Genomic DNA, 24,825 nt, shown 5'->3' with positions numbered 1-24,825 from the left:
GGACACGCCGCCGACAGCAGCCCGCCGAGCCTGCCACCGCCGGGAGTGGGCGCCGCTGGGCGTGGGCGCCGCCAGGCGTGAACGCCGCCAGGCATGGACGCCACCAGGCATGAGCGCCACCAGGCATGAGCGCCGCCGACCTGCGACCCGCCGCCCACAGCCCGCCGCCAGAGGCCCAGGCCCAGCCCATCGGCGCAAGCCCGGTCGCAGGCCGCCTCACCGCAGCCCCGAGTCACCGCCCCCGCGCCCTCACACCCCGTCGCCGACCGCTCCGCTCCCCCTGAGCGCCCCGAGGAACGCCAGCAGCCGGGGCCTCTGCTCCTCCGCCAGGGCGCCGCAGCGGCCTCCGGTCGCGGTGGCCGCGCGGGGGTCCTCGCCGGTCGCGGCGCCGCTCGGGGTGCAGAGCGCGGCCCTGCGCGCGGACGCGTCCGCCTCCACGGCCTCGGCCAGGGCACGCAGCTCCGGGTCCACCGCCCCGCGCACCTGCCCGGCCACCGCCACCGCCGAGGCGGCCAGGTCGGCCACGCCGTCCGCGGCCAGGGCGCAGGTGGCCGGGTCCAGGCGCTCGCAGGACAGCAGCACGCCGTCGACCCGCGCCCTGACCTGGTCCGCGGCGCTCACCACCGTTGTGACGGGCGTCGCTCCGGTGACCGTGGTGTTGCGCGCCCCGACGACCAGCAGCGCGCACACCCCCAGCACGGCCAGCACCTCGGCGACCTGACGGACGCGGTGGAACATAGGGGAACACTCCTCCGTGCACAGCTTTGACCTGCACGAATGACCCACTCCCCCGAGTGGCTGGTCATCCGTGCCCATGTCCCGCTGTGTACGTCACCCGATCGGACTATCTGAGCCTCGAAAGAGCGCTAAAAATTTCTCCGAGAAAACCTCTCAGGAGTTCTCACCCCCGGCCGACGACAGGCCTGCGGAACACACCGCACGGTTCGAGCAAGGAGACGGACATGGCGACTTGGATGCTCATCGTGACGACCGGGGTCCTGCTGGTCGGTCTGGTCGCGTGGCGGATGCGCGTCGCGAACGGCACCCTCGACCGCATCCTCGCCGAGGAGAACGAGCGCGCGGCGTTCGAGGGCTGGGCCTTCGTCCGCGCGGCCGTTCCGACGCAGGTCAGCACCCCTGCGGCGATCCCGGCCCACGCCCTGCGCCGCTCGGCCTGACGCACGTCGCCAGCCCGAGCGGACACCCGGTCCGCTGGTCAACGGCGCGGTAGTGGCAGAGGCAGCCCCTCAGAGGCCTGCCCACCACGAGCCGCGCCATTCGGCTGAAAACGGCCGGGCGCCGACCAGGGCGGGACCCTGCCCGCACCTCGCAACCGAAAAGCAACCGAGCACAACCGAAAAGCAACCCGGCACCCGAACCGCAACCGGGGCAACCACAAAGCAACCCGACAACCGAAAAGCAACTCAGCACCCGAAAAGCAACCAGGCACAACCGAAGAACAACCCGACAACCAGAAGACAACCGCACGACGACCGGGACACCGCGTCCGAGCCGAACCCGCTCCGCGACCCCGCCCCAGACCTCAGCTCCAGCCCCCAGCCCCACCCGCGCGATGACGAGGCAGCCCCGCGAGGCGAGCGCCCGCCGCGACACCGATGACATCCCGGCCCGATCCCCCGGCTTTCACCCGATCGAGCGCCCCACTCCCTTCACAACCCCCCACCCCCGTGCCGTTCACCCGTGCGGAGCCCACGAGGCGTGCCATCAGCACGCCCACCCCCCAGCGCGCCCACAAGCGCCTGACCAGGGCCTCCACCCCCGAGCGGCCGACCACGAAGTCCGGTTCGCCCGGAAAAACGAGCACGAGCAGTTCTCATCTCGTCGTCCACCCGGCCGATGGGAGTCCACAGCGGAACTAGGAGGACCCGGTGGACGATTTCGACGATGTGGTGCAGGAATTTCTCGTGGAGAGCTACGAGAACCTGGACCAGCTCGACCGCGATCTGGTGGCGCTGGAGAAGGAGCCCAAGTCGCACGAGCGGCTGGCCAGCATCTTCCGCACCATCCACACGATCAAGGGCACGAGCGGTTTCCTCGCCTTCACCAAGCTGGAGCAGGTGACCCACGTCGGTGAGTCGCTGCTGGTCCGCCTGCGCGACGGCACGCAGGAGCTCGACAAGCCCAGCGCCGACGTGCTGCTGCGCATGGTGGACACGGTCCGCGAGCTGCTGGCCCAGATCGAGCAGAACGGCGCCGAGGGCGACCTCGACGTGCAGGACGTGATCGACGCGGTCACCGCGTGCATCACCGGCGGCCCCGCCGCCGCCCCGGCGGCGCCCGCCGCGGCGCCCGAGGTCGCGGCCGTGGTCGAGGCGCCCGCGACCCCCGAGGCGTCCGACGAGGAGCCCGAGGGCGAGGACGCGGAGCACGACGAGCACGACGAGCCCGAGCACCGCGAGGAGCCCAGCGCCCCGGCCGCGGTCAACGCGCCCGCGCCGCTGGTCGAGGCCGCCGACGAGGGCGGCTCGAAGCGCAGCGTCGCCGACAGCTCGATCCGCGTCGACGTGAACCTGCTGGACGCCCTGATGCGCCTGGTCGGCGAGCTGGTGCTGACCCGCAACCAGATGATCCGCGCGGCCGACGCCGCCGGTGAGCCGAACCTGAGCCGGGCGGCCCAGCGGCTCAACCTGATCACGAGCGAGCTGCAGGAGAGCGTCATGAAGACGCGTATGCAGCCCATCAAGCAGCTGTGGTCGAAGCTGCCCCGCGTCGTGCGCGACCTCAGCTCGGCCTGCGGTCGCGAGGTCGAGCTGGTCATGGAGGGCGCCGAGACCGAGCTGGACCGCAGCCTCCTGGAGGCGGTCAAGGACCCGCTGACGCACCTCGTGCGCAACGCGGTCGACCACGGCATCGAGCCGCCGGAGACCCGCGTGGCCAACGGCAAGTCCCGCGAGGGCACGCTGACGCTGCGCGCGTACCACGAGCACGGCCAGGTCATCGTCGAGGTGTGCGACGACGGCGCGGGCATCCACCCGGACAAGGTGGGCGCGACCGCCGTCAAGCGCGGCGTCATCACCCAGTCGCAGCTGGAGTCGATGGACAACGACGAGATCCTCAAGCTCGTCTTCCGCCCCGGCTTCTCGACCGCCGCGAAGGTCAGCAACGTGTCCGGCCGCGGCGTCGGCATGGACGTGGTGCGCGCCAACATCGAGGCCATCGGCGGCGCCGTCGACCTCAAGTCGGTGCCCGGCAAGGGCACGACCTGGCGGCTCAACATCCCGCTGACGCTGGCGATCGTGCAGGCGCTCATCGTCGACTCCGGCGACCAGCGCTACGCGATCCCGCAGATGGCGGTGCACGAGCTGGTGTACGTGGACGGCCAGTCCGGCTCGGTGGTCGAGTACGTCTCGGGCGCCCCGGTCTACCGCCTGCGCGGCAAGCTGCTGCCGCTGGTGCGCCTGTCCGAGGTGCTCGGCGGGCCCAGCACGGGCAAGGGCTCGGACAGCGAGATCTACGTGGCCGTGCTCAAGGCCGAGGGCCGCCAGTTCGGCCTGGTCGTGGACCGGGTGCTGAACACCGAGGAGGTCGTGGTCAAGCCGCTGGCCTCGCGGTTCAAGGACGTCGGCTGCTACTCGGGCGCGACGATCCTCGGCGAGGGCCAGGTGTCGCTGATCCTGGACGTGCAGTCGCTGGCGCGCCGGGCGCACCTGAGCTCGCTGGAGCGCACGGTGGGCGCGGGCCAGGACGAGCAGGTCACGGCGTCCTCGAACGGCGACCGCCTGCTCATCACGAAGGTCGCGGACCGCAGGATCGCGATCCCGCTGAGCATGGTCACCCGCCTGGAGGACTTCCCGGCGAAGAACGTCGAGCGCGTGGGCACCAGGGAGGTCGTGCAGTACCGCGACCAGATCCTGCCCATCACCCGGCTCTCGCAGCTGCTGGGCGCCTGGTCGGAGACGGACCGCGAGGTCATCTCGGCGATCGTGTACTCCGAGGGCGGCCACAGCGTGGCGCTCGCGGTGGACAGCATCCTCGACATCGTCGAGAGCGACGACGTCACCCGCAGCAACCTGGACGACGACGGCCTCGCGGGCTCGGCGGTCGTGCAGCAGCAGGTCACCGAGCTGCTGGACGTGCGCAGGGCGATCCTGGCGGCCGACCCGCAGTTCTTCAACGCCGACTACGCCGGTTTCGACATGGCGGGAGCCTGATCATGACCATCATCCAGTACGCCACCTTCGAGGTCGCCGACCAGCTCTTCGGCCTTGAGGTCTCGCGGGTGCAGGAGGTGCTCTCGTACAGCGAGTACACCCCGGTCCCGCTGGCCCCGACCTACGTGGGCGGGCTGTTCAACCTGCGCGGCCAGGTGGTCGCGGCGCTGGACCTGCGGGTGCGGCTGGGCCTGGAGCCCACGGTGCTGGACGGGCCCGCGATGAACATCATCGTGCGCTCGGCCGACGAGTCGGTCAGCCTGCTGGTGGACCGGATCGGCGACGTGGTCGAGGTCGAGTCCGCCGACGAGGAGCCGCCGCCGGACACCCTGACGGGTCCGATCCGCTCGCTCATCACCGGCACGTTCCCGCTGGCCAACCGGCTGATGCTGGCGCTGGACGCCTCGGGCGCCGTGCAGGCGGCGAACGCGGCCTGAACTGACAGTCACTCAACCGAGTGAGACCTGCTTCACCCGGAACGGCGCACAGGGGAACCCTCAGTTTCCGGCCCTGTGCGCCGTTCTCGTTGTCACGGGTGAAGCAGACCGCCCCCCGCAACTGACTCGCCCGTACGCAGCACGGGATCGCGCCCCAAGGAAGGGACCACCGCACCATGGCCACCTCCACAACCTCCGAGCCCGGCCGCGCGCCGTCGGAGCGCTCAGCACTGTCCCGGCTGCTGGCCGACCGCAGCGTCAACTCCAAGATCCTGACCGCCGTCGGCCTGTCCGCGACCGTCGCGGTGGTCGTGGGCGTGCAGGGCCTGCTGTCGCTGGACAGCTCCGCCGACAACGCCAACGGCATGGCGGCGAACGCGCAGGCGCTCAACTCGCTGAACATGGTCGTCGACCGCACCGAGAGCGGCTACAAGAGCATCCTCAAGTCGCTGATCACCTCGGACCCGACCGAGACCCAGACCAACCTGGACAACGCCTCCAAGGCGTTCGCCACGGCCAAGGGCTACTTCGGCGACTACAGCGCCACCAGCGACACCTCGCCGGAGAACAAGAAGCTGTTCTCCAGCACCCTGGACCAGCTGGTCGTCGAGCTCAACGGCACCATGAAGGACGCCGCGCTGAGCAACGACGCCGAGACCGGCTACGCGCTCTACAACAGCGACCTGCGCCCGGTCATCGCGGTGCTGGACGACACCATGGCCAAGCTGCGCGACCAGGAGGTCTCCGACGTCACGTCGGGCACCGCGGCGATCGCCAGCGAGCAGACCAAGAGCTTCTGGACCGAGATCAGCGTGCTGGTCGTCGGCCTGGCGCTGGCGCTGGCCCTGGCGCTGTACATCGCCCGGCTGATCACCGGCTCGCTGCGCGAGGTGTCCGGCGCCCTGGAGGCGGTCGCGGACGGCGACCTGACCCAGCGGGTGACGGTGCGCTCGGGCGACGAGGTCGGTGTCATGGCCGCCTCGCTGAACCGGGCCTCGGACGCGATGCAGGAGACCGTGCGGGCGATCGGCCGCAGCGCGAACTCGCTGGAGGACTCGGCGCAGGGCCTGGCCGCCGTCGCGACGCAGGTCGCCGCCGCGGCCGAGGAGACCTCGGCGCAGGCAGGCGTGGTCGCCTCCGCCTCGGACCAGGTCTCGCGCAACGTGCAGACCGTGGCCACCGGCTCGGAGGAGATGGGCGCGTCGATCCGCGAGATCGCGCAGAACGCGAACGAGGCGGCGCGCGTCGCCAGCCAGGCCGTGACCGTGGCCGAGACCACCAACAGCACCGTGTCGAAGCTGGGCCAGTCGTCGGTGGAGATCGGCAACGTGGTCAAGGTGATCACCTCGATCGCCGAGCAGACCAACCTGCTGGCCCTGAACGCCACCATCGAGGCCGCTCGGGCCGGTGACGCGGGCAAGGGCTTCGCGGTCGTCGCGAACGAGGTCAAGGACCTGGCGCAGGAGACCGCGAAGGCGACCGAGGACATCTCGCGCCGGGTGGAGCTGATCCAGGCGGACACCTCGAACGCGGTGAGCGCGATCGGCGAGATCGGCGAGATCATCAGCCAGATCAACAGCTTCCAGCTGACCATCGCCTCGGCGGTGGAGGAGCAGACCGCGACCACGGCCGAGATGAACCGCAGCGTCAGCGACGCGGCGGGCGGCGTGGGCGAGATCGCCTCGAACATCCAGGGCGTCGCGACCGCGGCCGAGTCGACCACGGCGAGCGTCACCGAGACCTCCAGGGCCTCGGAGGGCCTGGCCCGGCTGTCCGCGGAGCTGCAGGAGCAGGTGAGCCGCTTCAAGGTCTGACGAGGGGTATCGCTCCTCGATGAGATCCACGTTACCTAACTCTGTGTGACAACCCGCACGGCGACACCGTTCACCCGAACAGGTGTCGCCGTACGGGGCGTTCATGCATACTGCAACGATGTACAGCCTGATCAGCGCGCCGGTTCTCGGCTTCGACCTGTCCCGTCTCGCGGGCGGCTCCGCCACCGCCGAGGTGCTCCTGACGGCCTGCGGGCTCACCCCGGACGACCTGGTGACGCTCGCCGACCACGCTCCGTCACCGTCGGCGGAGCTGATGCTGACCCGCAGCGCCGCGCTGGACGCCGCCGCCGCGCGGCCGTCCGTGCGCGAGCTGTCCTCGCGCGAGCCGAACCAGGTGATCGCGCTGCTGGAGCGCGCGCCGATCGGCGACCTGTCCGGGCTGCTGCGCTGCCTGCGCGACGACGTGCTGGACTGGACCGCGAACTGCGGCCTGGACCAGGAGACGGTCGAGCGCGCCACCGGCGTGATCGAGGACGTGCTGACCTCGACGTACCTGCGCGACCTGCTGCCCGACGCCGACCGCAGGCGCCTCGCGGCGGGCTGGGTGTCGGCGGGCCGCGCGCTGAGCCCGGTCCCGGTGGACCTGGGCCCGCAGGCCGAGGCGGTCGTGGCGTTCACCGACCGCATCCGCCGGACCACCTCCGGTGAGGTCACCGCGCTCGCGGCCACCGCGGACCGGGTCCGCGCGGGCGGCGGCGACTGGGCGAGGTCGATGCACTCGGCGACCTGGGCCGTGCACCTGTCCGAGCGGATCAGGGCCGCAGCCGCCGCGCAGCTCATGCTGGTGCAGGCGGTCGAGCTGGCGCGGGTCCCGGTGCAGGTCAGCGCGGGCGGGGTGTGGAACCTGCTCAGCGGCGCCGCCCAGGCCCTGGTCGTGCGCGACCTCGGCGAGAGCAGCTCGTCCCTGGACCTGCTCACCCCGTGCGTCACCGTGCTCGGCCTCGACTGGCTGCGCTGACCGGCCCCCAGCAACGGCCCCCCAGCAACGGCCTCCTAGTAACACTGTCCCCGCGCGCGCGGCCCCACCGGGCGGCCGGGGCGGCCCCGAGGACGGGCCGGTCGGACCGACCGGCCGGTAACCTGGAACGGGCCGGTTGCGCCGCAGGTGCCACGGTTGCACGAGAGGTGCCGCGGAGCTTTTGCAGACCTTTTTTCGAGCGCGCTGACCTGCGGTTTCACCCTACCGGGTGCACAACGGTAATTCGCCGCTCGACAACTTCGGAAATACCTCAACTCACCAGCCGGATGACCGTTTGGACCACTGCCGCGAGGGAGAATCCGCTCCCTCGCCGAAGCGGTGGAGGCCTCCGTGATCTCGGTTCTGGTGGTCGACGATTCGGTGGTCATCCGACGACTGGTCGCCGACGTGCTCAGCGCGGACCCGAACATCCGCGTGGTGGGCACGGCGGCGAACGGCAAGATCGCCCTGACGAAGATCGACCAGCTCCAGCCTGACATCATCACGCTGGACGTCGAGATGCCGATCATGGACGGTGTCACCACCGTCCGGGAGCTGCGCAAGAAGCACCCGCGCCTGCCTGTCATCATGTTCAGCACGCTGACCAGCGTCGGGGCGGACGCCACCCTGGCGGCCCTCGCCGCGGGCGCCAGCGACTACGTCACCAAGCCCGCCAACGTGGGCAGCATCTCCGAATCGATCTCCAGCGTGCGCGAGCAGCTGCTGCCGCGCATCCACGCCCTGTGCGGGCGTCCCAAGCTGCCCCCGCCGCCCGCCAGGCGCGGCCCGGTGGGCGCTCCCCCGGTCGGCGGCCCGCCGACCCGCCCCGGCGTGCCAGGACGGCCCGGCGCACCCGCGCCCGCCCGCTCCGCCGCCCCGGCCGGTCGTCCCCAGGGCCGCCCGTCCGCTCCCGGAATCCCCGGCGGTCACAACCGCGTCGACGTGCTGGCCATCGGCTCGTCCACGGGTGGACCCGAGGCGCTCCGCGTGGTGCTCTCCGAGCTGCCCGCGAACCTCCCGGTCCCCGTGGTGGTCGTCCAGCACATGCCCCCGGTCTTCACGGCGATGCTCGCGCAGCGCCTGGACGCGGGGTGCAAGGTCAAGGTCGTCGAGGCGACCGCGGGCACGCCCCTGCGTCCCGGCACGGTCTACCTCGCTCCGGGTGACAAGCACCTGGAAGTGGTTCGGGCGGGCACGAACGTGCAGACCAAGCTGCACAACGGCCCGCAGGAGAACCACTGCCGTCCCGCCGTGGACGTGCTCTTCCGCTCGGTCGCCTCGGTCTACGGCGGGAACGTCCTGGCCGTGGTGCTGACCGGGATGGGGCACGACGGCAGGGCGGGCGCACAGGTACTCCGGGCCAAGGGCGCCCGGATCGCCGCACAGGACGAGTTCAGCTCGGTCGTGTGGGGAATGCCCGGCTCGGTCGTGGAGGCGGGGCTGGCCGACGAGGTCCTGCCCCTGTCCGACATGACCGGATACATCCTCTCCCAGCTCCCCGATCGGGTAGCTGCCACAGCTCCGGGAGTGGCGTAGTGGAACTGAACGCCCAGCAATTCGCCTTCGTGGCAGACCTCGTGAAGCGAGAAGCCGCGATCGTCCTGGCTCCCGGCAAGGAGTACCTGGTCGAGTCGCGCCTCCTCCCACTGGCACGCAAGTCTGGTCACGCCGACACCGCCTCGCTGGTGCAGGCCGTGCAGTCCGGCAAGTCGCCGGACCTGCGGCAGTCCCTGGTCGAGGCCCTGACGATCAACGAGACCTCCTGGTTCCGCGACCAGGAGCCGTACCTCGCCCTCAAGAGCGTGGTGCTCCCCGCGGTGCTGGAGAGCGCGGGGCCCGCCAGGCCGCTGCGCATCTGGTCGGCCGCGTGCTCCAGCGGTCAGGAGCCCTACAGCATCGCCATGAAGCTGGAGGAGAGCCTGCCGCCGGGGCGGGCGTACGACATCACCGCGAGCGACCTCTCCAGCGAGATGGTCAACCGCGCCCAGACCGGCAAGTACAGCCAGCTGGAGGTCAACCGCGGCCTCCCGGCGTCCCTGCTGGTGTCGCACTTCGACCGCGCGGGGCTGGACTGGCAGATCAAGCCCGCCCTGCGCCGCAACATCACGTTCCGCAGGATCAACCTGGCGAACCCGCTGCCCCCCATGCAGCCGTTCGACGTGATCTTCCTGCGCAACGTGCTGATCTACTTCGACGTGGAGACCAAGCGGCAGATCCTGCGCCGCATGAGGGCGCTCATGCGCCCCGGCGGCTGGCTCCTGCTGGGCTCCGCCGAGACGACCATGGGCATCGACAGCGCGTTCCAGCGCGTCCCCGTCGGGCGCACGGCGGTCTACCGACTGGCCGGCGGCGAATCACCCGACGCAGCGACCACTTCCTTGAAAGGGGTAACGACGTGCGCGCCATCGTAATCGACGACTCCCGCGCCATGCGGGTCATCCTCCGCCGACTGCTGGAGGGCCACGGCTTCGGCGAGGTCCTGGAAGCCGAGAACGGCCAGGTCGCCCTGGACGTGCTCGCCCAGCAGGAGACGGCGCCGAACCTGGCGCTGGTCGACTGGAACATGCCCGTCATGGACGGGCTGCAGTTCATCATGACCGCTCGCAAGACCCCTGCCCTCCGCGAGATGACCTTGATGATGGTCACCACGGAGAGCGAGCAGGAGCAGATCGTCCGGGCGCTCGCTTCCGGGGCTCACGAGTACGTGATCAAGCCCTTCAACGCCGAAGGCATCGGCGAGAAGCTCGCCCTGCTCGGATTGGTACCGATTGGAGTCGCATCATGACGCTGGTCCTCCCCACCACTGAAGACCTGGGCTCGATGACCGAGCAGGTCTGGTCGGCCTACCTGGACCCGGAGACCGAGCACCCGCTGCTCTTCGGGGACCTCGGGCCGAACCCGGTGGAGCTGACCGCCTCGGTGTCCATCGTGGGCGCCTGGGACGGGCACCTGGTGGTGTCGACCTCCAAGGCCGGGGCCCAGGACGTGGCCAGCGTCATGCTGATGATGTCTCACGAAGAGCTGACCGACGACGATGTGAGCGACGCGCTCGGTGAGCTGGCCAACGTGGTCGGCGGCAACGTGAAGAGCCTCGTCCCCTCCCCGGCGAAGCTCTCCCTGCCGCGCGTCGGCGCGGCCGACTCCGAGCGCTGGCCCGGCGCCGTGGAGCTGTGCCGGACGGTCGTGCAGTGGAAGGGCCAGCCGTTCTCGGTGGTCCTCTTCAGCAGCAGCAAGCAGGAACAAGTCAGCGAGGAGCTGCCGGTATGAAGATCCTGGTCGTCGATGACAGCAGGGTGATGCGCCAGATCGTGATCAGGACCCTGCGCCAGGCGGGGTTCGGGGACCACGACGTGGTCGAGGCCACCGACGGCCAGCACGCCCACGAGGTCGTGCAGGCGGAGAAGCCCGACCTGGTGCTGTCGGACTGGAACATGCCCGGCATGACCGGCATCGAGCTGCTCCGCGCGCTGCGCAGCAGCGGCACCAACACCCCGTTTGCCTTCGTCACCTCGGAGAGCTCCGACGAGATGCAGAAGATCGCGGAGGACGGGGGCGCCATGTTCCTGATCACCAAGCCGTTCTCCGCGGACACCTTCCGCGAGCGGTTCGACTCGATTCTGGGATGACACCGATGGCCGACACACTTCCCGCTCCCAAGGAGATCAGGGACCTGCTCACCGACCTCATCGGCAAGGACGTGTCCGTGCAGCTCGCGGACCCGCCCGGCAAGGTGGACAAGCCCGCGGTCGCGGTCTTCGTCCACGACGACATGAGCATCGCCGGGGTCATCGGGATGGAGTTCCCCCTCGCCGCCGACCTGGCGGCGGCGGTGGGGCTCATCCCGCCCGGCGGCGCCCAGGCCGCCCTCGAGGACGGGGAGCTCTCCCCGATGCTCACCGACAACCTCGCCGAGATCTGCAACGTGCTGACCGGGTTGCTCAACCGCGACGGCGGCCCGCACGTGAAGCTCTCGTCGATCCACGCGCCCGGCGAGGAGGTGCCCGGCGACGTGCTCGGGTACCTCCAGGCCCTGGGCAACCGGCTGGACCTGGACGTCGCCGTCACGGGGTACAGCCACGGCCTGTTCTCACTCGTTGGGGGGCGTTGAGCGGAAACGCTCAGCTCCCCCCGGCGGGGGCCGATGACCTGTTTGCCAGGACGGCGACGAAGGCCACGGATCGGCCGCGAAGCAAGCGAACACCCCGGAAGGTGTCGTGAACGCCAAGCGCCTGAACCAGTTCGCCGTCCCGGCGGGCGTCATCCTGATCATCGTCATGATGATCCTGCCGGTGCCCTCCTTCGTGCTCGACCTGCTCATCGTGGCGAACATCGCGTTGTCGCTGCTGATCGTGCTGGTGAGTATGCAGGTCAAGCGGCCACTCGAATTCTCGGTCTTCCCGTCCGTGCTGCTGCTGGCGACGCTGTTCCGGTTGGCGCTCAACATCGCCGCCACCCGGTTGGTGCTGCTCGACGGCGACGCGGGAGCGGTGATCGGCGCCTTCGGCCACTTCGTGGTCGGCGGGTCGCTCATCGTGGGCATGGTCGTGTTCTTCATCCTGATCATCATTCAGTTCGTGGTGATCACGAACGGGGCTGGCCGGGTCGCCGAAGTCGGCGCCCGGTTCACCCTGGACGCGATGCCCGGCAAGCAGATGGCGATCGACGCCGACCTGAACGCCGGGCTCATCGACGAGGCCGAGGCGCGCAAGCGCCGCACCGAGGTCACCTCGGAGGCCGACTTCTACGGCGCGATGGACGGCGCCTCGAAGTTCGTCAAGGGCGACGCCATCGCCGCGGTCATCATCACGCTGGTCAACCTGTTCGGCGGGTTCGCCATCGGCATGATCCAGCGCGGCATGGAGGCCGGCGAGGCCATCAACACCTACAGCCTGCTCAGCGTGGGCGACGGCCTGGTCTCCCAGGTCCCCGCGCTGCTGCTGTCGCTGGCCACCGGCATCATCGTCACCCGTCCGGTGTCCGACGGGGACATGGGCAGCCAGGTGTTCAGCCAGTTCGGCCGCAACCGCCTGGTGCCGATGGTCGCCGGGTCCGCGCTGCTGTGCCTGTCCCTGATCCCCGAGCTGCCGATGCTGCCGTTCCTGCTGATCGGCGGCGGGCTGCTGTTCCTCGGGATGCGGATGCCCAAGCAGGACGAGGAGGGCGGCGAGGCCGTCGCCGTGCCCGAGCAGGCCGCGCCGGACGCGTCCGAGGCGCTGCTCTCCGAGATGCAGGTCGACCCGCTGGAGCTCGCGCTCGCGACCGACCTGGTGGAGCTGGTGGACAGCTCGGGCGGAGACCTGCTGGAGCGGGTCCGCGCGCTGCGCCGCAAGATCGCGCTGGAGCTGGGCGTGGTGATGCCGCCCGTGCGCACCCGCGACGACCTGGACCTCCCCCTCTCGACCTACGTGATCCGCATCAGCGGGTCCGACGTCGCCACCGGCACCGCCCCCGCCGGGGCCGTGCTCGCCATCGGCGACAACCTCGACTCGCTGCCCGGCCGCCCCGGCGTCGAGCCGGTGTTCGGCCTGGCGGGCAAGTGGGTGCCCGCCGAGCTGCGCTACCAGGCCGAGCTGACCGGCGCCACGGTCGTGGACCGCGCGTCGGTGATCGTGACCCATCTGGCCGAGGTGACCAGGACCCAGGCGAGCAGGCTGCTGGGGCGCGAGGACGTCCGCCAGCTCACCGACGTGGTCCGCCGCACTCACCCGGTCGTGGTGGAGGAGCTGACCCCGAACCTGCTGAGCCTCGGCGAGATCCAGCGGGTGCTGCACCGGCTGCTGGACGAGGACGTGGCGATCCGCGACCTGGTCCGCATCTACGAGTCGCTGTCGCTGGCCGCGAAGTCCGGCAGCACCGACACGGACCACCTGGTCGAGGCCGCGCGGAACGCGCTGGGCCCGGCGATCGCCTCCCGGTTCGCCTCCGGCGGCGTGCTCTCGGTCATGACGCTGGACCCGCGCGTGGAGCAGGTGCTCCTGGAGTCGCTGCGGATGACCGAGCACGGCGCGCAGGTCGTGCTGGACCCCAACTTGGCAGAGCAGCTGGTGGGCGACGTGTCCCGCCTGGCCCTGCAGACCGAGGAGCGCGGCGCGACCCCGCTCCTGGCGTGCGCGCCGCAGCTGCGCGCCCCCCTCTACCGACTGCTCCACGTGGCCGTGCCCCGCCTGGCCGTCCTGTCCTACCCCGAACTCTCCGGTGGCACCAACCGGATCGAGACCGTTGGAGTCGTGAACAGTGTCCACTCGATTGCTGCTTGAGGGCCCGAACCTCACGGCGCTGCTGGACCAGGTCGCCCGTGAGCACGGCAAGGACGCGCGCATCGTGTCCGCGGAGAAGTTGCGCAAGGGCGGCGTGATGGGGTTCTTCGCCCAGCGCTGGTTCGAGATCACGGTCGAGGTGCCGGACGGCGGCGCCTCGGGTGCGGGCTCCGGCAAGGGGTCAGCCGGGCAGGGTGCCGCGGGTCAGGGCGCCGCGGGCAAGGGCGCCGCGGCTCAGGGCTCCGGCTCGGACTCGCTGGACGGCCTGCTGGCGATGGCCGACCGGGCGGACGGCGCGGAGCGCACCCCGGTGTCGGCCGACGAGCTGGCCGCCGCGAAGGCGGGCGAGCAGGCCCCGGCCGGTCCGGTGGCGGGCTCGCTGCCGCAGGGCGTGAGCTCGGACCTGACCGCGCGGCGCTCCCCCGCCACCGCCCCGAACGGGCTGGTGTCGGCGGAGAGCCAGGCGCTGGTCGCCGAGCTGGCGGCGGCGCGGGCCGCCGGGCTGACCGAGGAGCAGATCGCCGCGGCGATCGCGCTGGCCAGCAACAACAGCGGGCTCCCCGCCGTGACGCAGGCCGCGCTGGCCGCGCACGGCGTCGGTGAGCGCGGCGCCGCGCTCGGGGCCGCCCAGGCCGCCGTGGCGCAGGCCGGGATCACCCAGACCGCCACCCAGGCGGGCGTCACCCGTGCGGGGCTGGCCGGGCTGGACGCGGTCCAGGCCGCCGAGGCGCACGCCGAGGCCCACCGCGCGGCCCAGGCCGCCGCCGCCGCCGCGTACGCCAGCGGCGCGGGCCGGATCGCCGTGCACAGCACCCCCGAGCCGACCACCTCCACCCTGGGCACCGGCCTGACCGGCGCCGCCCCCGCCGGGGTCGCCGTCGCGCAGACCGCGGCCGAGTTCGCCTCGCAGCAGACCGCCGTCACCGCGCCGGCCGCCCCGGCGCCGGTCACCACCACGCAGGCGCTGGCCAGCGCCCAGCTGGTGGCCACCGCGCAGGTCGCCGACAACGCCCTCCAGGCCCCGGTCCACGCCGCGCCGGTCCTCGGCTACGAGGAGCCGGGCCTGGCGATCGCCCAGCTGAACATCGCGGGCCACCCGGTCACCACCGCCTACGGCTCCGCCGAGGCCCAGCGCCTCGCCTTCGGCCAGGCGGACGAGGTGGGCAGGCTCGCCACCGGTCCGGCCACCACGGCCGCCGGTGAGCCGATCACCGCGGGGCAGCACCACGACGCGAGCCAGGCCGACGGCGTCGGCCACTTCGCGCCGGGCGCGTTCGCCGCGAGCCAGCACGCCCAGCAGGTCATCCCCCAGCACACCGCGCAGCCGGTCGCGGCGGTCCTCGCCGCGGGCCAGCAGGTCGCCGCGTCCGCCGAGGGCTTCGCCCAGGCCGGTCACGCGGCGGGCAGGACCGCCGCCCAGGCGGGTGTCACCCCCGTGGTGGCCGCCGTCGCCGGGAGCACCACCGCCCCGATCGCCGCGCAGACCACCACCGGGCAGACCGTCGCCGGGCACCCGGCCGCCGGGATCGCCGCCGCGGGCCACCCCACCGCCGCGATCTCCACCACCCCGGTCGCCGCCGCGCTCGCCACCTCGGTCGCGGCCCCGGCCGTGGTCGCCGCCCCTCAGGCGTCCGCGCTGGTCGCGGGCCCCGAGTCCGCCCTCGCGCACACCACCCCGGCGACCGTCGCCGCGCACGCCCAGCAGGGTGGCGCAGGCCGCCTGCAGCACGTGCAGCACGTCGACTCCCCCGGTTACACCGCGGGCGCCGCGTGGACCCCGGCCGAGACCGCGAGCATGGCCGAGCTGGCCGCCGCCAAGGCGGGCACCGCCATGGCCGCGATCGTCGCCGACCTCGCCGCCGAGCAGGGCAAGCCGCGCACCACCGTGCTGCACGGCGCGCAGGCCGCCTGCCTGTCCCGCGCCCCGATCGCCGAGACCGCCGCCGACGCGGCGGAGCAGGCCAGGGCCGCGAAGGCCGCGAAGGACAAGCGCGCCGAGGAGCTGCGCGCCGCCGAGGCGGCGAAGTCCGAGGAGGCGCTGGCCGCCAGGGAGAGCCTGGCCCTGGAGCGGGCCGCCCGCGCCGAGGCCGAGCGCGCCCGCGAGGTCGCCGAGGCCAGGCTCGCGTCGATGGAGGCCGACGAGGCCGCCGCGCGCGCTGAGGGCCGCGCCGCCGCCGAGGCCGCCGTCGCGGAGGCCGCCCCGGCCCCGCTGCTGGTGCCCGGCGCGGTCACCGCGAAGGAGATCGCCGAGGCCGTCGCCCAAATCATGGGCGGCGCCAAGGAGAGCGGCGCCGAGACCGCCGCCGGGACCGCCGCGACCGAGGCCCCGGCCACCGTCCAGGCCGAGATCCCGGTGCAGCCCACCCCCAAGCCCAAGGCCACCACCCGCACCACCCGCTCGTCCGGGTCCAAGGCGGCCGTGAAGCCGAAGACCCCGAAGGCGAAGCCCGCCGCCGCGTCGAAGAAGCCGGCCGCGCTGCCCGCGCCGAAGCCGGTTCCGCGCCGCGCCACCATGTACACCGGTCGCCCGCGCCCGGCGTGCGAGGTCGAGGTCGACCTGACCGGCACCCCGCTGCCCGACCAGCGCACCGAGAGCCCCCGCCCGCTGCGCCCCCTGCGCACCGCGGGCCCCGCCCCGGCCGCGCCCGCGCTGCCCGGCCAGGTCCTGGTCGTGGCGGGCGAGCTGGAGCACGCGCTCGACGTCGCGAACGCGGTGTGCCGCGACCTGCGCATCGACCCGTCCGACGTGCTGGTCGCCGGCCCGACGACCAGCGGTCACCGCCGCGTCGCCAGCGCCCGCCACGCCGCCCAGGTCGCCACCGAGCTGCACGCCGCCGAGACCCCTTCGGTCGTGGTCGTGCAGGCGTCGGTGGACGAGGCCGACGGCGCGCAGTGGGCCGCCGAGATCACCCGCGCCCTGGGCGCGAGCGCGGTCTGGGCGGTCGTGGACGCCACGCGCAAGTCCCGCGACCTGGCCAGGCACGTGCGCGAGCTGGGCGACGTGGTCGCCATGGCCGTGCACGGCGCCGCCGCCAGCGCGGACCCGACGACGGTGCTGGAGCTGGGGCTGCCGATCGTGGCGGTCGACGGCAAGCGCATGTCGAGCACCGGTTCCGCGGCCACCGCCCTCGCCGACCTCGTGGCAGCGTGACCCCGTGCTGCGCTACTCGACGATGCTGCTGGCGGGCGTGCTGAGCGCACCCGCGATGTGGGGCGCGTTCGTGACCGGCAGCGTGGACCCGCTGGACGCGCTGATCCGGTTCCTGATCACCGTTCCGGTCGCCGCGATCCTGCTGGCGATCCCCAGGGCGGTCTTCCGCAAGTACGAGCCGGACCGCTCGATCCACGCGGTGGTGATGGCGCACGCCGAGCGCACCGACCTGGAGCTCCAGGGCAAGGACGCCGCCGCTTCCACCCGATCAGGTCAGTCCACGGCGGACTGACCGGCCGACTCCTAGGCTGGCGCGACATGGACCACGCCTCGGCGGCGCTCACCCCGGTGCTGCGCGACCTGTTCGGCGTGGCGGCCGACCTGGCCACCCACAGCACGGGCGCGTCCGAGGCGCGGGCGCGGGTCGTGGAGCTGTGCGGGCTGCTGCCCGACGGGAACAACGTGCTCAAGCAGGCGCTGGGCCTGCTCGACGCCCTGCGCGTCGAGCAGGCCCGCGAGCCCAGGCACGCGGCGGGCGCGCCGGCCCCGGAGCGCTCGCTCGTGGTGCTGGTGGACGCGCACGGCGCGACGGACTTCGACCCGGACGCGGTGCGCGACCTGCTGGGCATGGTCGAGGGGCCGCCGACGATGGAGCGGTTCACCGCGCTGGTGCACCCGGACGACCTGCCGCGCGCGCGGGGCGAGTACCGCAGGCTGCTGACCTCGCCGCACCGGCAGGTCGAGCTGGACCTGCGGGTGCGGCACGCGGCGGGCCACTGGGTGGTGCTGGCGGTGGGGATGCTGAACCTGCTCGACACCGGGGCGGGCGTGGTGGTGGCGCACTGCCGGGACGTGACCGCGCGGCGGGTCGCCGAGGAGGAGGCGCGGGCCGAGCGCGGGCGGTTGCAGCAGGTGGTGCTGCGGCTGGCGGGCGCGGTGGCGGTGGACGACCGGGAGCGGGTGTTCCTGCACAACCCGGCGTTCACGGCGGTGTTCGGCGACCGGCCGTGGAACGGGATGCCGGTGGCGGACTTCACGGCGGCGCTGGGCGCGGTGAGCGCGGAGCCGGTGGCGACGGCGGCGCGGCTCGCGGAGCTGGCGTCGTCCGAGTGGGGGCACCGGGACGTGCGGCTGGTGCTGCGCGACGGGCGGATCGTGGTGGGCGACCTGGTGCCGCTGGGGCCCGCTGCGGAGCTGGGGCGGTTCTGGCACTTCCGGGACGTCACGGCGGACACCGCGGCGCGGGTGGAGCTGGAGGAGAGCAACCGGGTGCTGGCCGAGGCGGCGGCGGTGAAGGGCCGGTTCGTGGCGACGGTGTCGCACGAGCTGCGCACGCCGCTGACCGCCGTGCTGGCGTTCGCGGAGATGATGCCGGGCGCGGGGCCGCTGAACGCGGAGCACCTGGCGCACCTGGAGGTGATCCGCCGGAACACGGCGCGGTTGGTGCGGCTGGTGGACGACCTGTTGTTGTTGTCCCGGTTGGAGAGCCACCGGTTGCCGCTGTCGCTGGCGGAGGTGGACGTGGCGGGGCTGCTCGCGGAGGCGGAGCACGACCACGCGAACCCGGCGGAGAGCGCGGGGATCGAGCTGGTGGTGGAGCCGGTGGACGGGCCGAAGGTGCGCGGGGACGCGGTGCGGCTGTCGCAGGTGCTGGACAACGTGATCGGCAACGCGCTGAAGTTCACCCCGGCCGGGGGACGCGTGCGGGTGCGGTCCCAAGTGGACCCGACCGGGTGGTTGATCACGGTGAGCGACACCGGGATCGGCATCCCGGCGGCGGACCTGCCGGACCTGTTCGACGTGTTCCGGCGGGCGGGCAACTCGACGGGCGTTCCGGGGAGCGGGCTGGGGCTGTCGATCTGCCGCCAGATCATGGCGCTGCACGGCGGGAACATCCGGGTGCGGGCCGCCGAGGGCAGGGGGACGACGGTGGAGCTGACGCTCCCGATCGGAGGTTCGCCCGGATGAGACCGTATTGTCCGCCGTCATGACGACCGTGGAACTGGGTCTGGACACGTTCGGGGACGTGACCGTGGGCCCCGATGGTGTGAAGCTGCCGTACGGGCGGGTGATCCGGGACGTGGTCGAGCAGGCCGTGCTCGCGGACCGGGTCGGTGTGGACGCGTTCGGGGTGGGCGAGCACCACCGGGACGACTTCGCCGTGTCGGCGCCGGAGGTGGTGCTGGCGGCGATCGCGGCGCGCACCGAGCGGATCGCGCTGGGCAGCGCGGTGACCGTGCTCAGCTCGGACGACCCCGTGCGGGTGTTCGAGCGGTTCGCGACGCTGGACGCGCTGTCGAACGGGCGCGCGGAGATCACGCTGGGGCGGGGGTCCTTCACCGAGTCGTTCCCGCTGTTCGGGTACGACCTGGCGGACTACGAGCGGTTGTTCGCGGAGAAGCTGGAGCTGATGGCGCGGCTGCTGGACGAGGGTCCGGTGTCGTGGAGCGGGACCGTGCGGGCCGGGCTGGAGGAGCAGCACGTGTACCCGAAGACCGAGGGCGGGCGGATGCGCGCGTGGGTCGGCGTCGGCGGCAGCCCGAACTCGGTGGTGCGCGCGGCGAGCGGCGGGTTCCCCGTGGTGCTGGCCATCATCGGCGGCGAGCCGGAGCGCTTCGCGCCGTTCGTGCAGCTGTACCACCGGGCGCTCGACGAGCTGGGGCGCGAGCGGCTGCCGGTGGCGGTGCACTGCCCCGGTTTCGTGGCGGACACGGACGAGGAGGCGCGCGAGGTGCTGTGGCCGCACTGGCGCGCGGTGCACGACCGGATCGGCCGCGAGCGCGGGTGGCCGCCGGTGACGCGGGAGCGGTTCGAGGACGACGCGGCGTTCGGCGCGCTGCACGTGGGGTCGCCGGAGACGGTGGCGCGGCGGATCGCGCGGACGGTGTCGGTGCTGGGGGTGGACCGGTTCGACCTGAAGTACTCGAACGGGACGCTGCCGCACGAGCGGATGATGGCGGCGGTGGAGCTGTACGGGACGAAGGTGATCCCGAGGGTGCGGGAGCTGTTGGCCGCGGGGAGTTGAGGCGTTGAGGCGTTAGGGCGTTGAGGGTCTGGCGGGTCGGTGCGGTGGGAGCGGTTTCTTATCACCCGTTCGGGGAACAGGGTGACGTGACCGGGACGACGTTCGGCGTCGAGGAGGAGTACCTGCTGGTCTCCCCGGAGACGTCCCTCCCCACCGCGAGCGCCCCCGAGGTGCTGGCGGCGGTGCGCGACCTGCCACCGGGAGCCATGGCCCAGCCGGAACTGCTGTCCTCGCAGGTGGAGTTCGCCACCGGGGTGTGCCGGACCGCGCCGGAGCTGCGGGAGCAGCTGCGGGCGGGCCGGTCGGCGGTCGCGGACGCGGCGGGTCGGGTGGGCGTGCTCCCCGTGGCCGTGGGCAACCCTCCGTTGCCTGGACGGGTTCCGGTGACCCGAGGTTCACGCTATCGAGAGATCACGTCCCTCTATCAGGGACTGATGACGGACTACCAGTGCTGTGGCTGTCACGTGCACGTGGGCGTGCCGGACCGGGCGACCGGTGTGGCGGTGCTGGACCACCTGCGGCCGTGGCTGCCGACGCTGCTGGCGCTGTCGGTGAACTCTCCGTTCGACCGGGGTGAGGACACCGGGTACGGCAGCTGGCGCGCGGTGCGCCAGTCCTCGTTCCCCGGGTGGGGAGTGCCGCCCCTGCTGCGCACGGTGGAGCGCCACGACCGCTTGGTGGAGGCGGCGGTGGACACGGGCGTGCTGGTGGACCCGACGATGACGTTCTGGCTGGCCCGGCTCTCACCGAAGTACCCGACCGTGGAGGTCCGAGCGGCGGACACCGCGGCCACGGTGGACGGTGCGGTCCTGCAAGCGGTGCTGACCAGGGCCCTGGTGGACACCGCCCTGGCCGCGCTGGAACGCGGCGAGGAGGCCCCCGACCACGAGCCCGCGGTGCTGACGGCAGCCCTGTGGTCGGCGGCCAGGCATGGAACGGCAGGTCAAGGCGTGGACCCGACGACAGGCCGGGCCGTGCGGGCGGAGGACCTGGCACGCGCACTCCTGGCCCACGTCCGCCCGGCACTGGACGCAGACGCGGGCTGGGTGGCGGACCTGGCCCTGCGCGGCCGTTCGGGCGCGGCGCTGCAACGCGCAGCGGGTGACGACGGGGCAGCGGGAGTGGAAGTCGCGGCGAGGGTGGCGGGCGCGGCCGGAGCGAAGGTCCCGACAGGCGCGATGGGGGCGGCGGGCGCGGTAAGCGCGCTGGCAGAGGTGTTCACCGCACCGGGCAGCTGAGGTGTTCACCGCACCGGGCAGCTGAGCGAACGGACCGTTCGCACCCAAACTCTTGCCCCAACCCCAACCCCACCCCCACCCCCACCCACCGCCCGCCGCTCCTGGTCCGCTCCCGGTCCGCCCCCGCTCGCGCACCAAGCCCGCGCCCCGCCCCCAGCCCTGTGTAGTCGAAATCCACCGGGGTAGCCCCCGCCCATGAGTGTTCGTGCTGCTGGTGGGGTTGTCGTGGATGTGGTGCCCTCGCAGGTCTCAGGTGAGCGGTCGGCCGTCGAGCGGGTGGTCAGCCCCCCGTTGCCGTTGCCGCGCGGGGCGCTGTCCGAAGGGGTGGTCGCCGCGCTTCGCGGGGGTGGGCTGCTGCCTGCCGTCGGGGACCAGGACCCGTGGGGCGACGACCTCCAGCTCGCCCTCCACACCCTCTACGAGCTGCACTACCGGGGGTTCGACGGGGTCGACCCCGACCTGGAGTGGGACTCCCGGCTGCTTGAGCTGCGCGGTGGGCTGGAGCGGCGGTTTCTCGGGGCGGTGCGGGATGAGTTGGGCGGGGCGCCCTCGTTGGACGAGGTGCTCGGCGAGTTGCTCGTCGAACCCGTCGACGGCAGCGGGATCAGCCACCACCTCAAGGGCGGTGGGGAGTGGTGGCAGATGCAGGAGCATCTTGCTCACCGGTCCGTGTATCACTTGAAAGAGGCTGATCCCCACGCTTGGGTGATCCCTCGGTTGACCGGGCGTGCCAAGGCCGCGTTGGTCGCGGTGGAGTTCGACGAGTTCGGTGGTGGGCGCCCCGAGCGGATGCACTCGGAGTTGTACGGGCGGTTGCTCACCGGAGCCGGGTTGTCCCGCGAGTACCTGTCCTATCAGGACAGTGCGCCCGCACCGATGTTGGCCGTGGTCAACCTGATGTCGGCGTTCGGGTTGCGCCGCTCGCTGCGCGGCGCCCTGGTCGGGCACTTCGCCGCCGCCGAGATCACCACCGCGCCGAGCGCCAAGCGCATGGCGGCGGCGCTGGAGCGGATGGGCGCGCACCCGGACTGCGTCGAGTTCTTCACCGAGCACGTCGAGGCCGACGCGGTGCACGAGCAGGTGGTGCGGCACGACGTCATCGGCGACCTGCTCCGCCGGGAACCCGAGCTGACCCAGGATGTGGTGCTGGGCGTGCGGGCGACGGAGCTGGTGGAGGGGCGCTACGGCGAGCACGTGCTGGGCGCGTGGACGCGGGGCGAGAGCTCGACCTACCGGCGCTGAGGCACGAGGGCGCGGGGAAAAGCGCGAGGGCACGGGGAAAGGCGCGAGGACGCGGGGAAAAGCACGAGGAAGCTGGGAAGGCACGAGGACGCCGGGAAAGGCGCGGGGACCAGCCCCGAGGGGTGGGCCGTTCAAGGTCTACCCCTCCTCGTCCTCCCGGTGGGTGCGCACCCGCTTGCGGTGGCTGGTGTCGCAGAACGGGTAGCTGCGGCTCCTGCGGCACGCGCACAGCGCCACCACCACCCGGTCCGACCGCACCGTCTCCCCGCCCTCGACCACCACCTCCACCGGCCCCTCCACCAGCACCGGCCCCTCCCGGCTCACCACGACCCGGCGGGGTTCACGGGGCGTCGGCACGGACCACCACCAGGCGCTCGTGCCGCTGCCCCGGCGCGATGAGCCTGCGCCCCTCCAACCACCGGGCCCGCGAGCGCAGCACCGGCCCGAACCCGACGTCCCGCGACGCCACCACCTCGGCCGCCAGCCCACCGTCCCGCAGCTGCCCGAGCGTCCGCTCCACCCCGCACAGCGCGGAGTGCACGACCAGCCCGAACCCGCCGGGCGCGAGCAGCGACGGCAGCGCCGCGCACAACCGGTCCAGCACCGCGCGCCCGTCCGCCCCGGCGTCCCACGCGCGCGCCGCGCCGGTCGGATCGGGCGGGCCGGGCGCGGGCACGTAGGGCGGGTTCGAGCACACCACGTCGTACCGCCCGCCCACGGTCGAGAAGTCCCCGTGCCGCACCCGCACGGGCACCCCGTGCAGCAGGCAGTTCACGAACGCGGCGGCCACCGCGCGGCGGCTCCGGTCGACGGCGGTCACCTCCCCCGCCCCGGCGCGCCCGGCCGCGACGGCGAGCGCCCCGGTCCCGGTGCACGCGTCCAGCACGGTCGCCCCGTGCGGGACACCGGACTCGGCCAGCGAACGGGCCAGCAGCTCGGTGTCCTCCTGCGGGCGGTAGACGCCCGGTGGTCTCAGCAGCAGCACGGGAGGTGTCATTCCCGCGCCGGGGCGACCCAAACGGACCGGGCCCGAACGGGCACCCGGTCGGAGGGCGCGCCGCTCAGGCGCCGAGCGCAGCCTGGAGGGTCGGGTGCACGTCCAGCTGCTCGTCCAGCCCGCTGATCGCGAGCGGACGCAGCACCTCGCGGTGCCCGGCGACCACGGACAGCCGGGTGCCGAGCAGCTCGGCCTGCAGGTGCCCGGTGACCAGCTCGTTCAGCCCGGCCGAGCCGAAGAACCCGACCTCGGTCAGGTCGACCACCACCGGTTCCGGCGGGCGCACGCGGGCCAGCGCGGACAGGAGCTCGCGGTGCAGCGGTTCGACCGTGAGCTGGTCGATCTCGCCGCTGACGTGGAGCACCACCGCGCCGCCGCACTCCTGCGAGTGGACGCTCATCTCCTCGTCGAGGTCTCTCACCGCTCGCCTCCTCACCACGCGGGGATTGCAGCGGCCCTGAGGAGGCGCCTGCTGCTCGATGACGAGCCTAGCCCGAGATCGGCCCTCGGCAAGGAGGTTGCTGCCTTCGAGTGTGCCGCGATACCACTTCCAGGTCACCCGGAATGGCGAACCGATATGGCGGAGCATTCTCCGGAAAACATCAAGCTTCCCCCAAATGAATACCGGTGTGATCCACGTCTCCCTACGATGCGGATTATGAGACTGCTGCTGTGGATGACGATGACCTGCTGGTCGGCGGTGGACGGCGGGGTGGTGCTGCCCGCGCTGACGGGGTTCCTGCTCGTGGTCTGCGCCGCCGACAACGCGCTGGCCGTGCGCGACCGGGGGTCGGTGAGGCGCAGGCTCACCACGGCCGCGCGCGCCCCGTCGGCGAACTGAGCGCGAGCAGCGGGAGGGGTTTCAGAGCGCGCGCAGGGCGGTGAACGCGCGGGCCAGGTCGGCCTGGAACTCGGCGCCGATCACGCACTGCCGGGTCGGGTCGTCGAGACCACGAGTCATGGCCACCCGCAGCAGCACGCCCAGCACCGCGGCGGCCACCTCGGGGCGGCAGTCGCCGGAGGGGGCCTCCAGGCGGCGCGCGACCGCGTCGACGACGACGCGCTCGAACTCGGCCATCCGCTCGTGCAGCACGGGCACCAGCTCGGGGTGGCGGGTCACCAGCTCCTGCGCGGTGCGCAGGTCGGCGCGCTCGGTGTCGGTGAGCACGCGCTCGTCGGAGAAGAGGGCGACCAGGCCGTCGAGCACGGGGCGGTCGCGGTCGGCGACGAACGCCTCGACCAGGTCGGCGGGCAGCGGTTCCGGGCCGGGGATGACGGCGGAGCGCTTGCTGGGGAAGTAGTTGAAGAAGGTCCGGGGTGAGACGCCCGCGCGGTGGGCGATCTCCTCGACGGTGACGTCGGCCAGGCCGCGTTCGAGGACCAGCTCGGCGGCGGCTTTGGAGATGTCCTTGCGCGTCGAGCGGCGACGGCGCTCCCTGAGGCCCGTCACGCGCCTGCCTCGGGGGAGAGCGGCTCGGGGGAGAGCGGCTCGGGTGGGAGCTGCTCGGGCGGG

At 72.7% G+C, this 24,825-nt stretch carries 24 protein-coding genes; 19 read left to right on the top strand and 5 right to left on the bottom strand.

Annotation, left to right across the window (positions count from 1 at the left end; genetic code table 11):
• Positions 1 to 249: 249 nt before the first annotated feature.
• A complete protein-coding gene (locus AMIR_RS11660; protein WP_015801156.1) occupies positions 250 to 738 on the bottom strand; it encodes a hypothetical protein in 489 nt (162 codons plus the stop codon).
• 224 nt (positions 739 to 962) lie between these two features.
• On the opposite strand from AMIR_RS11660, the gene AMIR_RS11655 reads away from it, so the two are divergent.
• The 18 genes from AMIR_RS11655 (at position 963) to AMIR_RS11570 (ending at position 22,315) form a co-directional block, all read left to right on the top strand.
• A complete protein-coding gene (locus tag AMIR_RS11655; RefSeq protein WP_015801155.1) occupies positions 963 to 1,178 on the top strand; it encodes a hypothetical protein in 216 nt (71 codons plus the stop codon).
• Positions 1,179 to 1,889: 711 nt separating this feature from the next.
• Positions 1,890 to 4,172 carry a chemotaxis protein CheW gene (locus AMIR_RS11650; protein ID WP_015801154.1) on the top strand — a complete coding sequence of 761 codons (2,283 nt, stop codon included), beginning with the start codon at positions 1,890 to 1,892 and terminating at the stop codon, positions 4,170 to 4,172.
• A 2-nt stretch (positions 4,173 to 4,174) separates the two neighbouring features.
• Positions 4,175 to 4,609 (top strand): chemotaxis protein CheW, encoded by a 435-nt coding sequence (locus AMIR_RS11645; protein WP_015801153.1) that lies wholly within the window; start codon positions 4,175 to 4,177, stop codon positions 4,607 to 4,609.
• 176 nt (positions 4,610 to 4,785) lie between these two features.
• The gene (locus AMIR_RS11640) at positions 4,786 to 6,423 is read left to right on the top strand and encodes a methyl-accepting chemotaxis protein (protein WP_015801152.1); all 1,638 of its coding nucleotides are present in this window, start codon (positions 4,786 to 4,788) and stop codon (positions 6,421 to 6,423) included.
• 118 nt (positions 6,424 to 6,541) lie between these two features.
• Positions 6,542 to 7,402 carry a hypothetical protein gene (locus AMIR_RS11635; RefSeq protein ID WP_015801151.1) on the top strand — a complete coding sequence of 287 codons (861 nt, stop codon included), beginning with the start codon at positions 6,542 to 6,544 and terminating at the stop codon, positions 7,400 to 7,402.
• Positions 7,403 to 7,753: 351 nt separating this feature from the next.
• On the top strand, positions 7,754 to 8,938 hold the full coding sequence (locus AMIR_RS11630) for a protein-glutamate methylesterase/protein-glutamine glutaminase (RefSeq protein ID WP_015801150.1): 1,185 nt from the start codon (positions 7,754 to 7,756) through the stop codon (positions 8,936 to 8,938).
• Positions 8,938 to 9,813 (top strand): CheR family methyltransferase, encoded by an 876-nt coding sequence (locus AMIR_RS11625; protein WP_015801149.1) that lies wholly within the window; start codon positions 8,938 to 8,940, stop codon positions 9,811 to 9,813. Before AMIR_RS11630 ends, AMIR_RS11625 begins: the two co-directional genes overlap by 1 nt.
• On the top strand, positions 9,798 to 10,187 hold the full coding sequence (locus tag AMIR_RS11620) for a response regulator (protein WP_015801148.1): 390 nt from the start codon (positions 9,798 to 9,800) through the stop codon (positions 10,185 to 10,187). The genes AMIR_RS11625 and AMIR_RS11620 overlap by 16 nt, the downstream gene beginning before the upstream one ends.
• On the top strand, positions 10,184 to 10,669 hold the full coding sequence (locus AMIR_RS11615; protein ID WP_015801147.1) for a chemotaxis protein CheX: 486 nt from the start codon (positions 10,184 to 10,186) through the stop codon (positions 10,667 to 10,669). Before AMIR_RS11620 ends, AMIR_RS11615 begins: the two co-directional genes overlap by 4 nt.
• Complete coding sequence (locus AMIR_RS11610) at positions 10,666 to 11,028, top strand: response regulator (protein WP_015801146.1); 363 nt, start codon at positions 10,666 to 10,668, stop codon at positions 11,026 to 11,028. The genes AMIR_RS11615 and AMIR_RS11610 overlap by 4 nt, the downstream gene beginning before the upstream one ends.
• A 5-nt stretch (positions 11,029 to 11,033) precedes the next feature.
• Entirely contained in the window at positions 11,034 to 11,510 is a 477-nt protein-coding gene (locus AMIR_RS11605) for a hypothetical protein (RefSeq protein ID WP_015801145.1), read from the top strand.
• A 106-nt stretch (positions 11,511 to 11,616) separates the two neighbouring features.
• Entirely contained in the window at positions 11,617 to 13,659 is a 2,043-nt protein-coding gene (locus tag AMIR_RS11600) for a flagellar biosynthesis protein FlhA (RefSeq protein ID WP_015801144.1), read from the top strand.
• Positions 13,637 to 16,810 (top strand): hypothetical protein, encoded by a 3,174-nt coding sequence (locus AMIR_RS11595; protein WP_015801143.1) that lies wholly within the window; start codon positions 13,637 to 13,639, stop codon positions 16,808 to 16,810. Before AMIR_RS11600 ends, AMIR_RS11595 begins: the two co-directional genes overlap by 23 nt.
• 4 nt (positions 16,811 to 16,814) lie before the next feature.
• Entirely contained in the window at positions 16,815 to 17,102 is a 288-nt protein-coding gene (locus AMIR_RS11590; RefSeq protein ID WP_015801142.1) for a hypothetical protein, read from the top strand.
• Between the two features lie 26 nt (positions 17,103 to 17,128).
• Positions 17,129 to 18,778 (top strand): sensor histidine kinase, encoded by a 1,650-nt coding sequence (locus tag AMIR_RS35535; protein ID WP_015801141.1) that lies wholly within the window; start codon positions 17,129 to 17,131, stop codon positions 18,776 to 18,778.
• A gap of 19 nt (positions 18,779 to 18,797) precedes the next feature.
• A complete protein-coding gene (locus AMIR_RS11580) occupies positions 18,798 to 19,835 on the top strand; it encodes an LLM class flavin-dependent oxidoreductase (protein WP_015801140.1) in 1,038 nt (345 codons plus the stop codon).
• A gap of 86 nt (positions 19,836 to 19,921) precedes the next feature.
• Positions 19,922 to 21,073, top strand: a complete 1,152-nt coding sequence (locus tag AMIR_RS11575) for a carboxylate-amine ligase (RefSeq protein WP_015801139.1) — start codon at positions 19,922 to 19,924, stop codon at positions 21,071 to 21,073.
• A gap of 195 nt (positions 21,074 to 21,268) precedes the next feature.
• Complete coding sequence (locus AMIR_RS11570; RefSeq protein ID WP_084798857.1) at positions 21,269 to 22,315, top strand: iron-containing redox enzyme family protein; 1,047 nt, start codon at positions 21,269 to 21,271, stop codon at positions 22,313 to 22,315.
• A gap of 138 nt (positions 22,316 to 22,453) precedes the next feature.
• Here AMIR_RS11570 and AMIR_RS11565 read toward each other — a convergent pair whose 3' ends face one another.
• From AMIR_RS11565 to AMIR_RS36935, 3 genes are all read right to left on the bottom strand, one after another.
• A complete protein-coding gene (locus tag AMIR_RS11565; RefSeq protein ID WP_041836712.1) occupies positions 22,454 to 22,672 on the bottom strand; it encodes a CDGSH iron-sulfur domain-containing protein in 219 nt (72 codons plus the stop codon).
• A complete protein-coding gene (locus AMIR_RS11560) occupies positions 22,656 to 23,300 on the bottom strand; it encodes a HemK2/MTQ2 family protein methyltransferase (RefSeq protein WP_041836711.1) in 645 nt (214 codons plus the stop codon). The genes AMIR_RS11565 and AMIR_RS11560 overlap by 17 nt, the downstream gene beginning before the upstream one ends.
• A 76-nt stretch (positions 23,301 to 23,376) precedes the next feature.
• On the bottom strand, positions 23,377 to 23,733 hold the full coding sequence (locus AMIR_RS36935; protein WP_015801135.1) for an STAS domain-containing protein: 357 nt from the start codon (positions 23,731 to 23,733) through the stop codon (positions 23,377 to 23,379).
• A 237-nt stretch (positions 23,734 to 23,970) separates the two neighbouring features.
• On the opposite strand from AMIR_RS36935, the gene AMIR_RS11550 reads away from it, so the two are divergent.
• Complete coding sequence (locus AMIR_RS11550) at positions 23,971 to 24,153, top strand: hypothetical protein (RefSeq protein ID WP_041836710.1); 183 nt, start codon at positions 23,971 to 23,973, stop codon at positions 24,151 to 24,153.
• A 21-nt stretch (positions 24,154 to 24,174) separates the two neighbouring features.
• Here the strand turns inward: AMIR_RS11550 and AMIR_RS35530 are convergent, their stop codons facing one another.
• Complete coding sequence (locus tag AMIR_RS35530) at positions 24,175 to 24,762, bottom strand: TetR family transcriptional regulator (RefSeq protein WP_015801133.1); 588 nt, start codon at positions 24,760 to 24,762, stop codon at positions 24,175 to 24,177.
• Between the last annotated feature and the right edge of the window lie 63 nt (positions 24,763 to 24,825).

Origin of the sequence: Actinosynnema mirum DSM 43827 (assembly GCF_000023245.1) — a bacterium.
Lineage (GTDB): Bacteria > Actinomycetota > Actinomycetes > Mycobacteriales > Pseudonocardiaceae > Actinosynnema > Actinosynnema mirum.
The sequence above is the reverse complement of the archived record's forward strand: the minus strand, read 5'-3'. Positions and strand labels throughout refer to the sequence as shown.